Raw genomic sequence first — 13626 nt, forward strand, 5'->3', positions numbered from 1 at the left:
ATGGTGAATATGAAGATATTCTAGCGCCCGATACATATCATGTAAGATCGTATGCGGACATATACCGGACATATCACGCCAAATGCTCTCGGTTGCCTAAGCTCTGACTTTTTACCCAGGCGCTTGTCAAACTCCCATTCCGACATGGCAATCGCAGTTTAAAGCGGCCTGCTAAGTAAGGTTGAACGCCCTTTTTTCGCCGACCCAACCGGTCTTGATCAGGAATTGCTCCCAAGTGAGACTGGAGGGATTGATCCGCCTGCTCCACGAGAGATCCCGGTCCTTACGGAAATATCCGTATTCGACCGCGTATTCCGCCATGCCGATGTTTTCTCGAACAAGTTCTTGATTTTCACCGAACTGCGGAAAATGACGAACGAACTCATCGGGGGAGTAGGCAGATGCATACGCAGCTTTCCGGCCCGTGACGCGCTTGAAGGTCGAGATCATCTCGGCGGGTGATAGGACGTCGCCGATTATCGGAAGCGTTTGCCCGGCGTAGGTTTCGGAGTGGTCGAAGATTTCCAGCACGGCCGGCCCTGTCGCCGTCAGCGGATCGACGAAGGGTGCTCGGAAATTCTCCGGCAGATAAACGGGAAAGACGAGCGTGTCGCCTTCCTTACGCGGCGTATAATATTCGAGAAGGTTGGTGTAGAAGAACGCGAGCTGGACGAATGAGCTGCGAACAGGAAGACCCTGGATATATGCCGCGACGCGCGCCTTGTCCGTGAAATGCGGCGCGAACTTCGCACCTCCGGTGATTTCATCGACGTTTTCCAGCGTGCTGAAGACGATGTGATCAACACCCGCCTCAACAGCGGCATTCGCGAGATCCCTGCCGATATCGAACTCGTAGGTTTCCGGCGGGGCGACAACTGGGGTCATTAGGAAGGCGCCCTGAGCTCCCCGAAACGCTTTCACAAAATCGCTCTTGTGGTCGATCGCAAGCGGCACTGCAATGAGTCCAGCGCCCTGCTCTGCCAGCTTCAGAGCCGCAGGTGAGTCTGGACTTCTTGTCAGCGCACGCACGTGATATCGTCCACTCCCCAATAAGGACTTTACGACGCTCCGGCCCTGCTTGCTCAGGCTGCCTGCGACGACAATGGTAGGCTTTTGATCAATCGACATGTGTATCTCCATCATTTCCTGGAGCAGCGCAGCACGGCGCTCCCTGGAGATGAAAATTGCAATTAATCAGCCATGTGTGAAATCGATTGATTTATGAGTTAGTATCCACCAGATGGATATGAAACGCGTCGATCTCAACCTCCTCGTTAGTCTTGAAGCTCTGCTTGTCGAGCGCAACGTCACCAGGGCAGCTGCCCGGCTGCATATGAGTCAGCCTGCACTCAGCGCCCAACTGAACCGTCTTCGCGACCTGTTCAAGGATTCGCTACTTGTGCCAGGGCACCGTGGCATGGTGCCGACCGCTAAGGCCCTTGAGCTCATTGAACCGTTACGAGCTTCGCTGGATCAGCTCCGCGGCACACTACAGGGCCATGACAGCTTTTCGCCCGCGACGGCAGAACTAACCATTTCGATAGCCTGCACGGACTACGTCGAAGCTGTGGTGGTGGCGCCTCTGATGATATCGCTGCGTGAAAAGGCGCCTAATATCCGGGTTGCGGTGCACCGCTTTACGCCGGCGAAATTAGTGCGGCAACTATCCGATGGCGATATCGACCTAGCCATTGCCACGCCGGATTCCAATCAAGCTCACCTGCGTACCCGACACCTCTTCGAGGAGAGCTATATTCTGATCGGCCGTCTCGGCCATCCGCGAATAACGGAAGGAGCGACCCAATCTGGGTTTGCCCGACTTGATCAAGTCGTCGTTTCGCCGTCAGGCGGCGGATTTTCCACGCCGGTTGATGCCGCTCTCGAGAGAAACGGTTACTCGCGCAACGTTGTCGCGTCTGCCGCCTCTTTCCTCGTTGTTCCGGGCATCGTAACAAGGAGCGACCTTGTCGCTTTGGTGCCGCGACGCCTGATGCGGAACCGTCTAGCTGAGGTCGCATGGGCAGACATTCCGTGGCTTCAGGAACGGTTCCAAGTGGAGCTTATATGGCATGAACGGACGCACGCGCATCACGGCCAGCAGTGGATACGCGAGCAGATCCACGATCTCATGGTCGCTACGTAGTAGGCGCTGACGAGGCCTAGTATGGCGCTACGAGTGCGGGCACAAGCCGGTAAGGTGGATCGGTGGCGTCTCATTGATCCAACTGCTTGACGCGAGCGACCTCTGCAGCCGCATCCATCCGCCATCGACAATAATGATCACAGGACACGCGATTAAGTGGCCTGGGCTAACCGGTCGATCTCGGCAGCTTTCCCCTGGAGATGGTCCGGCTTGTCCGTGACCGACAAGATCCAGCTCGTCAGTGGTGCGGTTGCTGATCCTGGACATGGCCAAGGAAAAAAGCTTTGCTGCTGGGTTCGAAGGGTAACGTTCAGTTGATCCGCGCTGAAAATGCGATCGATATCGGTGGGAACAAGATTACCGCGAGGTCGCACATTTGGACGAGAACGTGATGGTCGAGATCCATGCTCGTTGCCAAATCTTTGCGCTCAAGAGATTTCAATCGAAAAATTCCATGTACATCAACGAGCGCTGAAGGACGGACAGCGCTTGGTAATTCTGGCGACGTGTGAGTTCGCGCTAATCTTGATCTGACAACTATTCGCGCGGCAACGGCCTTGGGCCACTAGTGGTCGATCAGCGGAATTCGCGCAGTTATCATTTTCACCATTTTAAGTTTTAAGAAAATGAGGCAAAAAGTGTCGCCGGTTACGGCTCGGGTGCGACGTTCCTGGCGATGCTGTCCGGCGGGCCGCCCCCAGAAATGGCCCGCTGCCGCAGTGCTCCCCGGCACTTCGGCAGCCCGATAAACACAGCGCCATTTGAGCTTGGACGCAGCCTTTTAATGTGCTTCGCTTTCGCGCTGGATGGGTGAGAAAATGTGAATCCCGGTCTCGCGAACCTTCTCCTGTGGACCAATCCAATGAGCTTCTTGGAGCCAGCTTTGCAGTCGACGCGGGCTCCATGCTGTTATTGGGTCCCACCATTCGGTGGCCGGAGAGGCACGCAATATCGTTCGAGTAGGACCTTGGCCGAGGGTTCATGCACGTGGGCCGGTTACCAAAGCCTGCCGTGTTTCCTCATCGGCCGGATAGAAGCATTCCAACGCCAGTTCTGCTAGGCTCACGTCGGTCGCGGTACCGAAAATGGTTGTCGTTGACAGGAACGACAGAACCCTGCCATGCGCCTCACTGTGAATAGACAGCGGTACTGCGATGCGGGCGACAGAGCATGGCGGGCTACGACTGGCTGGACAGGGAAAGCTGCTGAGCTCGGCATAGAGTACTTCGAGCTCATCGTCTGCCGAACCCGCCATGTCTAAGCGCAGCCGCGTCAACAGGTGGTGCCGCCATTCGGCCAGATTTGCGATCCTTGGCGCCAGTCCCTTTGGATGGAGCGTTGCGCGCAGCACATTGACGGGGGTTGTCAAGAGTACCGGATCGACACCAGCAAGCATTGCAGTCAACGGATCGTTCGCCCGCACCAGATTCCAGTGACGGTCCACGGCCAGAGCTGGAAACGGAGCATGAGCATGCAAGACTGCCTCCACGGCAGCTAGCGCGACCGCCATATCGGGAGTGTCAAGCGCGCGCTCGCCGTAAACGGGCGCATAACCCGCCGCAAGCAACAGCCGGTTCTGCTCCCTGAGCGGGATGGCAAGCGGTTCGGCGAGACGCAGCAACAACTCGCGGCTGGGTGCTGACCGTCCAGTCTCAACGAAACTCAGATGGCGGGTCGAGACCTCCGCCTCACCGGCGAGATGAAGCTGGCTCAATCCGCGTCGCGTTCGCCAATCGCGTAACATGTCTCCAGCTCGGGTGCCTTGTCTTGCCATGTCCCTAACCTATCACACCACCGCGAAGACACCATTACCTGCAGGGTAATCGCCTTGCCTAACCCGCTCGGGCATCATCAACCTATCAATAACTGGAGATGACAGATGGCCAATCCTGACCGAGTAGCACGCGACTATCTCGCGCTGTGGAACGAACCGGACCCGTCGATACGCGATCGTCGTCTTCGGGACGACTGGACGCCTGACGCCCGCTACGTCGACCCGCTGATGACAGGTAACGGCTATCACGGCATCGCCGCTATGATCACCACTGCTCGTGCGCAGTTCCCTGGCCACGTCTTCAAGATGCGCGGAATGCCCGATGGACATGGTCCCTTTGTGCGTTTTTCCTGGACGCTCTCGCCGAACAACGGTTTGCCGATCGCAGGCGGCACCGACATCGTCCGGCTCGCATCTGATGAGCGCATTGCCGAAGTGATCGGTTTTCTAGACAAGGAGGTCGCATGAACACGGCCTTCATTTCGCGTGGCAACGGCCATACGCTCTACGTTCGCGGCTGGGGTGATGGACTGCCCGTCGTCCTGATGGCCGGCTGGGGGTTGGACGGTCGGATTTGGGGTGAGACGATGCTCCACCTTAATGCCGCAGGTATTCGGGCGATCGCCTACGATCGCAATGGTCACGGACGATCAACCGATCGGCCAGGCTATACCTATGATGCGCTGGCAGATGACCTCGCAGCTGTCCTGGAAACGCTCGACCTGACGGGCGTCACGCTTGTTGCCCATTCCGGCGCTGGCGGAGAGGCAATCCGCTACCTTTCGCGTTACGGACCAAAGCGGATCGAACGGCTCATTCTCGTGGGCGCAACGGGTCCGCGCGTCATTGGTGTAAATGGTATCACACCAGACATGATAGATGGCCTTTGCGCTCAATTGTCCTGTGACCTTTCAGGATGGATCGATGCCAACATCGAACCCTTTGCACCGGGCACACCGTGGCGTGTCAACGAGTGGATGGCTGCAATGGTATTGGATTGCTCTCGCCGTGCCATCGTTGAATTCCAGCGCACGATCGCCCTGAGCGATCTATCCGCTGAAGCTGCGGCCCTCACCCTACCTGTCACCATCATCCACGGCGACCGCGACATCTCCGCGCCTCTAGAAAGAACCGCCCGCGTCTATGCTGCGACGATCCCTGGCGCAGAACTCGTTGTCTACGACGGCGTCGCACATGGTGTAATGGTGACTGACGCTTCCAGGCTCGCCAACGATATCGTGCAGCGGGTGATGCGATGATTGCGTTTGCATCTAGCCGCATCATCATCGTTGATCGACTGCATGTCGCTGCAGCGGTGTGTGGTGCGCGGGTCTTTCTGGACAGAGAGGCTATCACGTGATCGCGGAAACCTACGTTATCACATTCCATATCAAACCTGATCGTGTGGATCGTTTTCACGCACTGCTTGATCCGGTACTAGACGCGATGCGTCATGAGGCGACCTTCGTCTGGGCGACCTTGCACGTCGATCCCGAAAGGTCCAACGTCTTTCAGCTACACGAAACGTGGACGGATCGAAATGATGTCCTCAATGTTCAGCTAAATCGACCGTATCGGCGGGCATGGCATGCCGGCTTGGACGACATCTTGGCCGAACCCCGGCGCATTGCTATCTGGACGGTCGTGCGATCTGATTGATCCTGTCGCTGCGACGGCACGACATGAGATATGGCTGCCGTGATGTTCACCAAAACCACAGGCTGGCGGCGTAAGCGTTATCGGCTCATGAAATAGCGCCTTCAAGATTTTAAGCGGCAGTCCAGTTGATTAAGACGCCAAACAGCGTGCGCTTGATGGCGAAGGAATACAGCTCAAGTAAAAGATGCGAGCGGATGACGGTCCGCCTTAGCACACCATGTGTTGCGTAAAAATTCGACTTTCGAGCCGTGGGATGTTGATCGGATTCCGCTGATGGAGACCTGTAGAGCCGCACATTACGAGCCATGGAGAGCAAGAGGGGATGAGCGGTAGATTGGAGGGCCCGGCAACGAGTTTGCGCAATTAGGTAGCAACTGCCACCAAGCATTTGCCAGAACTTCCGTCACGCCGACCAACCGACGGCGCAGGTCGTTCGACACGGGCAAAGTGTATTAGAGAGTGTACTGTTTTTCAGCCCATTCGACGAATTCTTCGAGTCGCTCCAAAGCTCTCTCGGCATCCCTCCGCGTCTTTGCCCTTGAGCCATACTGGACCTCGTCCTTCTGCTCGAGGAGTGCCCGCAGATTGGATTCCTGCTTGGAAGGAAACTGCTTGCCCACGCCGCTTTCAGCAGCTTGGTTACCGCCTGATGGTCATCCTGGTTGATTTCGCCACGAAACTTGGCTGTCAGAGCGTCAGCATAGGCGATAGCGCAATTGACGACGGTCGACTTGGACGGGTTGCCGATATCGCCGGGGTCTGCCACAGCATTGGTGTCGCGCGCATCTTTGAGGTATCCGCGGGCTATCAGAAGTCTGCCGTTTGCAAAAGCCTCATCCTTCTTCTTGGCCGATCCCGTTCTAACCAATTTCGTCTCCTACCATGCCAATGCCTTCCTCGGGACGCTTTCCAGAAAGGAGTATTGCCTCCGAGATGACGTTCTTCCACCAAGGGTCTGCGTCTCTATCCAATCTTTTGATGTCAGCAAAGTCCAAGCCAACCACATTCGGGAGAAAGCCGAGCCGCTCTGCCACGTCTCTCAGATTCTCGCGCACGCTCTCGGTTACCTCGGCGAGGTCGTCAGTCTGCGCGATTATCCCGATATCCAAATCGCTATCCATACTGTCCTCCCCACGCGCAACGCTGCCGTAGTAGAAGAGACTGAAGATTGGCATTGCTCTAGCGGACGCACGCACCGCATCTAGGATCGCCGCGAAGCGATCACTTTCTGCCTTGAAAAGCTCTGATAACACGGGAGCAAAGTAGTGGTCGACGTTGAGGCGGTAAACGCTTGATCGTCCCAATCCGGACGACGATACGATCCCAATCGAGACAAGATCGATCAATGCCCTTCTCACGCTTTCCTGAGCCAGGTGGGTTTTCCGGAGTATCTCCTTGGAAGCTAGTATCCCTCCATGAAGCGACAGTGCCCGCACCACCCGCAAGTTGGAGTCGACGCCTAGAATGGCAGTCAGAGGATATCGGAGTGCACTTTCTCTTGATGATCTGGCCATACGATTCTCCAAGGAGAGCGAAGTTTGACGTAAACTCGATATCTAGTTTTAAAGCTCGATATTAAGTTTTAATACTAGATATTGAGTATTAGGCCAACTGTCGATCTGGAGGGGGCGGGGATACTCTCGCTGTGAAGCTGCCCGGCTTTCGCCCATTGATTACATCGAGTTTGGTGGCAGTCGCTATCTAGGTTCGCGAGTTTAGTCTGATGCGCGTACTACCTCCCCAGAGCAAGCCAATCTCGCTAAATTTCCCCGGCTGCGCCCACGTTATCGAAAAGCGGCCAAGCTGGATGACTGACCTATCCCGACAGGCACGCGGCCTCAAACGACCTCTCTACACACAGGATACCGAGCGCAATCCCACTGGCTCTTCTACATGACGAAACATGGCGCCGGTTCGACCTTGTTGCCTATGCAACGACTCTGTTTCTGCCGAGTGTTTTTGCCTGATAGAGATTTCGGTCCGCGGCCCTCAGCCGCTCGGACGCGTCAAAGCCTGGTGAGCAGTGACATGCGCCGATGCTCGCGGATATCGGCGCCGACACACCAAAATCCGCAGACAGAACGATTGCGGCGATTTCTGCTCGAACCTCCTCGCAACTTTTGTGCATTTCTTCCAAATTTAAGCCGATTTGGAACACACCAAATTCCTCACCTCCCAGGCGTCCAACAAGATCTGACTGTTTTTGGTAACTAGATAGAACCCGACCTGTCATACGAAGCGCCTCGTCACCAAACGCATGACCATAACGATCATTGATTTCTTTGAAATAATCCAGGTCAAGAAACAGAAGGCCCCCGGATACACCCTGTTGGCTCAGCACTTCAAGATCTTCCAAGAATGCGCTTCGCGTCAGAACTCCCGTCAGGCCATCGGTGCGCGATTGAAGACGAAGGGCCTCATAGGCGTCTTCCAGTTCCTGTAGAACCTCTCTCGTCTTAGCCTCTGCCCGCTGAATCCGGTCGGACTGGACAAAGTGAAATGCCGACGCTGGGATCGATATGGCCAACGGACAAAAAATGGTCATGAACAGCCCCGCTCCAATCACTTGCCCGCCCAACAACGGCACGATGCAGAAGGAAAGAGCGAGCGAGGCCAACATCGAGCATAGTCCAGTCACCAACGACTTCTGAATAATGCGACGCATACTCACCACCGGCAAAATAGAAGTGTCTATGGACCTCAGCCATTAAAAGTCGGCTAACATATTGTTTCTTCCAGCATGCTGGCCCGAGTTTAACCTCCCAAAAACGCATTCTTCAAACTAATGGCCAACTTGCAAGGCCAGGCAGAACGAAAGATCACTTTATTATTAAAGGAGGAAAGAGCGATCACCGGCTAATCGATGGTCGTTAATAGTGCTTAACGATCTTCGCAATTAGCTCAGAGCCTTCAAGGCGACATGGAAGGGATGCCGCCACGACGAGACAAACCGCGCGTTTATCGACATTCAACGATCTGGAAGCTGACATCACTAGGAAAACAGAAGCTGCGAAAACCGAAAACACGGAAGATGCGATTTCGGTGCTTGGTTTTGAAAGCTATGAGACTATGCACCGTATTCTTTCGTCCTCGCGGCTCGACAATGTTAGGCTCTGACCGCGCAGGGACTGCTTGCAATCCGAGAAGTGACACGGCGCGTGAACCGCGATGCGCAGGCCATTCATCTGACGTTACAACGCTGATCAATAGCGGTGTGATTGATCGTCATAAAACATTCTTTAATTTCAGTATGATAGAATTCGCTTTGAATTTTATGTGACAGCGAAAACAGCGGCGTGACCTCCTCGTCGATGTCACGCCGACCGGCATCACCCTGCTTCTTTGCCTCCACAAGTCTGCTCCTTCCAGATATTGCCGAGCTCGATAGGGAACGGCTTGTCTATGCTTCCCTGGCGAAAAGTTCGACAGCGAATACCTTTAACAGCGCTACCTCACCCATCGTCAGTTGCGTAGGATGGCCGTTGTGGTTGAGGAGCTGCCGTGTTTTCGATGTGAAGTTCCCATCCGTTGAACCGAAACTCGCAGTGCCGCCCAAAGCACGAATTCAAGCGGCCACCGGCCAGTCTCTGCCCAGGCCGGCGCCCGAGGCACTGCCGCTGAAATTCGTGCTCCCATATCCATTTTTCGAAGAGACGGCGCAAACTGGCTATCGATACGGCAGGCCTTCAGCCATTACAACGATACTGCCCGGAAGAGCGGCACGGCGTCTATAACGGCAGCACCGGCCACTCCGTCCATCATCGCATGGCCGCCCCGCCTTTTCGGCGTGGTGTGATCGCATCACGCAGTCAGGCGGCAAGAGCTCATTCACCGCCTTGAAGATAGGGTTCGTTGGTGACGCGTAGCAGCACTTCCATGCGGTTGCTGGCGTTGAATTTGGCGAGGACGGAGGAAACCTGATGTTCGATTGTGCGCAGCGACCGTGAGCAATGCAGGGCGATCTCCTTGTTGCTCAGCCCCTGCACCAGCAATGACAGAACCTTCTGTTCGGACGCGGTGAGCCCCAGCGGATGCCGGCGCGCCGACGCGTAAGGTCCCCGCGGTGCCTTCGGGACGCCGCGTGTGAGGCCCGCCTGCTGCGCACGCCGGCGCGCGAGTGCCGCGGCCGGCTTGGCACCAAGATCATCCAGAATTGCAATGGCTTGTGGCAGGCTGGAACCGCCGCTGTGCATCAGCACAAGCGCGGCCTCGTAGGGTTGTTTGAGCAACTGCCAAATGCGGCTGGCACCCGCCTCATCGCCTTGAAGCTCCGCCAGCCTTGGGCCAGGCAGGGCATCCGTGACCAGCCCCGACGGTATTGGCAGTCCGCAGCGGCGGCGCCAGACGAGAAGTTCGCCTAGGTCCCAGCCCGAAAGCTCGGGCACTCGAAAGGCATCCAATGCCTGAATCTGCGCCTCAGCGCCCGAGCGGTCGTCACGCAACCAGGCGAGTTCGGTGAGTGAAAGTCGGACGGGAATGATCCTTTGCGGCTCGCCGGTGCTCAGGCCTTCCTCCAGTGCACGCTGCAGCAAGTCGAGTGCGCCAGCGACGCCGAGCCTCGCATGAACCCGACCCAGGACGGAGAGCGCCGGCAGCCGCATGACGCGCGGCAGGCTGGGTTTTTGCACCACCCGGTTGGCGATCGTCTCAGCCTCGTGAAAGCGGCCCTGCTCCATGCGCAACTGGGCCTGGTGCCCGAGCAGATAATGAGTGGCCGAATCCAGATCGTGGCGGGCGCAGAAAGCGATACCTTCGGCCATAAGGGCATCCGCCGCGTCAAAGGCTCGCTCGATCATCAGGCATTCGGAATAGTTTGTGTAGCCTCGTGAGGCATGATCGTGAAAGCCATGATCGAGCGCGATGCTTAGACTTTCCTCCAGCAACTTGTCGCCGTCGGGACCGCGGGTAATCATCAGCGCGGTTCCGACATTGTTGAGCGCATGCGCCCTTATTTCGGCGCGCCCGAGCTCATCTGACAGCTCGATAGCGCGACGCCCCCATGCAATTGCATCCTCGAAGCGGTCCTGCAGCATCAGGAATTGGGATCTGGTGCTGAAGGCAAGGGCGAGTTCAGCGCTCGGCGGCAGCACTTCCAGCTCCCCGACGGCCTGTTCGGTATAGTGGAAGGCGCGATCCGTCTCGCCATGCCGCCAGTGAAGCCGCGCCAGGCGGCACAGGTTGAGCCCCACCTTGTCGATCCGTCCGAGCGAACGCCACAGAGTGATTGCCTGCTTATAGGCCTCGATCGTCTCTTCAGGTGCGCCGACGCTTGCCAGAAACGTCTCATGCGCCCAATTCTCGTAGAGCTGTGCAGCGATATCAGGGGAGGCCAAAGCGACGTGTCGGATAGCCTCGCGCAGATAATTTGCCGCCTGCTGATGCGCGCCCATGGCCGCGGCGCGCGCGGCGAGCGAGGGACCGAGAGCGAGAACCGCCTGCGCGTCGCCCGAAAGCGTCAGATGATGGAGCCGCTGCGCCATGAGGGTCGTGTCCGTCTGTGCCTGGGGCAGCTCGGCAAGCACCCGCGCGATGCGGATGTGGAATTCACGGCGGACCACAGGCGAGAGCCGGTCCTCGGTCGCCTGACGCGCCAGTTCGTGACGGAAGATCAGGACTCCTTTCTCGTCGGAACGTAGAAGGCCTCGTTCCAAGCACTCCTCCGCGAGGTGTTCGCCCGCGGTTCCAGCGAGAGCTTCGACGAAGGCGCGCGTGGCGCCGCTGGGCAACAGGCTGAACAGGTCAAGGAAATCCCGCAGGGGAGCGGGCAATCTCGACCAGCGGGCCATCACCGCATCGCGCACTGAAGCCGGGGGCTGTCCCGTAGCGCCCATGCCATCGGCGAGAAGTTCGGTGACGAAGAAGGGATTGCCGAGCGTGGCCCGATAGATCGCCTCGCCCTTTTCCGGGTGACCGGCAAGCGCCGTCACGGCCGCTTCGGACAAGGCGGGCAGCACCAGGCGTACTGCGGATGGCAGGTCGCCGAGCACTTTGTTGACCGCGTGTTCGTGCTCCAGCTCGCCGCTGCGGATGGTGACGATCACAAGCACGCGCAGTAACGAGATGCGGCGCCCGAGGAAACGAATTAGGTCAAGCGTGGCTTGGTCTGCCCAGTGCAAATCCTCAATGACAAGGATCGTCGGCGAAAGTAGGCGCATTAGCCGCTTGAGCAGCGAGGCGAAAATAGCATCCTGGGGCGAACCCTTGGCGACCATTTCGCCCAGTTCGCTGTCCAGCGTGGCGAGGATATCCTGCAGCGCGCCGAGCGGCCGTGGCGTGGAGAAGGGATCGTTCCAGCCCCAGTGGACATCGGACGCCGCACCGATTGCAGTGCAGACATGCTGGATCAGGGATGTCTTGCCGATGCCGGCCTCACCTTGGATGACGACCAACCGACCCTTGCCCGCCTGGGTGTTGGCATAGGCGGAGCAGATTGCCTTTATCGCCTCCTCGCGTTCGAAAAGGACGAGGCGTTCGCCAGTGGCAGCCATTGGCGGCGAAGCGGTGGGCAACATCTGCGGCGATGCCGTCACCCTAGATATGAACCGGCCGGGAGCAGGGAAAGAAGGCATGACATCTGGAACTTGTTGCGGTGGCCGCAAGCGGCGTCGACAGGATTGACAGGAAGACGAGCGTCGGGCGAACCATCGAATTTCCCTGGGAGCGCGGGCGAACTACTTGGGCCATCCTTCCCGATACAAGGCAACCGGATGGCTATCTTTGGAAATTTGCGTCTATATTGGGGATTGTAGCACTGTTATTATCCGCTCACATCACCCGAATGGGTAATGTTGCATCGCGATCTAATCTTATCGTCAGCGACAGGAAGGTTTGGCGGCTCATATTATCAGCCAATTGCGGGGCCTTTAATGCACTTTTCTGAACATGACCTCGAAGAGTTTTCCGACCTTGTCGGACTGATATACGAAACAGTGCTCGACGATGGCCAATGGGCGGAGGTTCTTGGAAAGGTCTGCTCCTTCGTGGGCGGTTCTGCATCCCGGATCTACTGGCGCGACGCAACCAACGCAAACGCCGAAACCGTCCACTCCTGGGGCTTCGACCCAGAATTCCTTGATATTTACCGGCGCCGCTATGTTTCGCTTAACCCGCTTTACCCCGCGTCGGTGTTCGTCGAGCCCGGCCATATCTTTTCCACCCAAAACCTTGTACCTCCGGACGAATTTCAGGCCAGCCGGTTCTTTCGTGAGTGGGTCTTGCCGCAGGGGTTTTTCGACGCGGCGATCTTCAACATCCAGCGTTATCACGCGAGTGCGTCCGCCTTCACAGTGATCACCGGCCTCGATTACGGCGCGGTCGACGACCGGCTTCGTTACCGACTTAAACTTCTTGTGCCGCACCTGCAGCGCGCCGCGCTGATCGGGCGCGAGCTCGGGCAGCGCAGCTTGCATGTCCTGTCGCTCGAGGCGGCGCTGAACCGGCTGCAATACGGCGTCTTCATTCTCGATCGATCGGGGCGGACGGTGTGGGCCAACGATGCAGGTGCGGCAATGTTGACGAAGGGTGACGTCGTCAAGGACCGCACGACGCGCCTTGGTCTCACCCATCCCGGCGCAGATGTTCTGCTCGAAGAGGGACTGTTGCCCTCCGGGGAGGCCGGGGATGGCTTGCCGCAGCAACAGGCGCTCATCAAGATGAAGGACGGAGAAGGTGCTGCCTGGACTGGCTGCCTCATCCGGCTTCCGGCGCATTCAGCTACGCTCAAGGCGTTCCAGAGGGTCGAACCGTTTGCTCATGCCGCACTCTTTCTACGTCCGACGGAGGTGGTGCCCGCATCTCGGCTGGAGACCTGCGCGCGGCTTTACGGCTTAACGCCTGCCGAAGTCAGGGTTCTGAACGCGGCTATCGATCTGGACACCGTCTCGAAGATGGCGGAAAATCTCGGCGTGTCTACCAACACCGTGAAGAAACAGCTTTCCGCAGTGTTCGACAAGATGGGCGTGTCGCGCCGCACCGCGCTCGTCAGAGCGGTAATGTCCATCGAGAGCGCCTCGTGATCAGTGCATCTGCGCATGTCGTTCCGACAAACGAA

The 13626-nt window shown here is 57.5% G+C and carries 12 protein-coding genes; 5 read left to right on the top strand and 7 right to left on the bottom strand.

What is annotated here, in order from left to right; genetic code table 11:
• Nucleotides 1-171 precede the first annotated feature (171 nt).
• Nucleotides 172-1128: an NmrA/HSCARG family protein gene (locus tag VQ830_RS25130; protein WP_337270901.1), complete on the bottom strand. Its 957-nt coding sequence runs from the start codon at nt 1126-1128 to the stop codon at nt 172-174.
• Between the two features lie 112 nt (nt 1129-1240).
• Between VQ830_RS25130 and VQ830_RS25135 the strand changes: the two genes are divergently transcribed.
• A complete protein-coding gene (locus tag VQ830_RS25135) occupies nt 1241-2143 on the top strand; it encodes a LysR family transcriptional regulator (RefSeq protein ID WP_337270902.1) in 903 nt (300 codons plus the stop codon).
• Between the two features lie 979 nt (nt 2144-3122).
• On the opposite strand, the gene VQ830_RS25140 is transcribed toward VQ830_RS25135, so the two are convergent.
• Nucleotides 3123-3887, bottom strand: coding sequence for an MmyB family transcriptional regulator (locus VQ830_RS25140; protein WP_337270903.1), 765 nt, complete (start codon nt 3885-3887; stop codon nt 3123-3125).
• A gap of 135 nt (nt 3888-4022) precedes the next feature.
• Here VQ830_RS25140 and VQ830_RS25145 point away from each other — a divergent pair, with 135 nt between their 5' ends.
• The 3 genes from VQ830_RS25145 to VQ830_RS25155 all read left to right on the top strand — a co-directional run bounded on the left by VQ830_RS25145 (nt 4023) and on the right by VQ830_RS25155 (nt 5576).
• Entirely contained in the window at nt 4023-4385 is a 363-nt protein-coding gene (locus VQ830_RS25145) for a nuclear transport factor 2 family protein (RefSeq protein WP_337270904.1), read from the top strand.
• The gene (locus VQ830_RS25150; protein WP_337270905.1) at nt 4382-5176 is read left to right on the top strand and encodes an alpha/beta fold hydrolase; all 795 of its coding nucleotides are present in this window, start codon (nt 4382-4384) and stop codon (nt 5174-5176) included. The genes VQ830_RS25145 and VQ830_RS25150 overlap by 4 nt, the downstream gene beginning before the upstream one ends.
• Before the next feature lie 97 nt (nt 5177-5273).
• Nucleotides 5274-5576, top strand: a complete 303-nt coding sequence (locus tag VQ830_RS25155) for a putative quinol monooxygenase (protein WP_337270906.1) — start codon at nt 5274-5276, stop codon at nt 5574-5576.
• A gap of 403 nt (nt 5577-5979) precedes the next feature.
• Here the strand turns inward: VQ830_RS25155 and VQ830_RS28865 are convergent, their stop codons facing one another.
• From VQ830_RS28865 to VQ830_RS25180, 5 genes are all read right to left on the bottom strand, one after another.
• Nucleotides 5980-6444 carry a hypothetical protein gene (locus VQ830_RS28865; protein ID WP_438618674.1) on the bottom strand — a complete coding sequence of 155 codons (465 nt, stop codon included), beginning with the start codon at nt 6442-6444 and terminating at the stop codon, nt 5980-5982.
• Nucleotides 6437-7090, bottom strand: coding sequence for a DUF294 nucleotidyltransferase-like domain-containing protein (locus tag VQ830_RS25165; RefSeq protein WP_337270908.1), 654 nt, complete (start codon nt 7088-7090; stop codon nt 6437-6439). The genes VQ830_RS28865 and VQ830_RS25165 overlap by 8 nt, the downstream gene beginning before the upstream one ends.
• Before the next feature lie 413 nt (nt 7091-7503).
• On the bottom strand, nt 7504-8241 hold the full coding sequence (locus tag VQ830_RS25170; protein ID WP_337270909.1) for a GGDEF domain-containing protein: 738 nt from the start codon (nt 8239-8241) through the stop codon (nt 7504-7506).
• A 516-nt stretch (nt 8242-8757) separates the two neighbouring features.
• On the bottom strand, nt 8758-8928 hold the full coding sequence (locus tag VQ830_RS25175; RefSeq protein ID WP_337270910.1) for a hypothetical protein: 171 nt from the start codon (nt 8926-8928) through the stop codon (nt 8758-8760).
• A gap of 472 nt (nt 8929-9400) precedes the next feature.
• Nucleotides 9401-12088: an ATP-binding protein gene (locus tag VQ830_RS25180; RefSeq protein WP_337270911.1), complete on the bottom strand. Its 2688-nt coding sequence runs from the start codon at nt 12086-12088 to the stop codon at nt 9401-9403.
• A 354-nt stretch (nt 12089-12442) separates the two neighbouring features.
• On the opposite strand from VQ830_RS25180, the gene VQ830_RS25185 reads away from it, so the two are divergent.
• The gene (locus VQ830_RS25185; protein ID WP_337270912.1) at nt 12443-13591 is read left to right on the top strand and encodes a helix-turn-helix transcriptional regulator; all 1149 of its coding nucleotides are present in this window, start codon (nt 12443-12445) and stop codon (nt 13589-13591) included.
• Nucleotides 13592-13626 lie beyond the last annotated feature (35 nt).

This window comes from Oryzifoliimicrobium ureilyticum (assembly GCF_037199735.1).
Lineage (GTDB): Bacteria > Pseudomonadota > Alphaproteobacteria > Rhizobiales > Rhizobiaceae > Rhizobium > Rhizobium ureilyticus.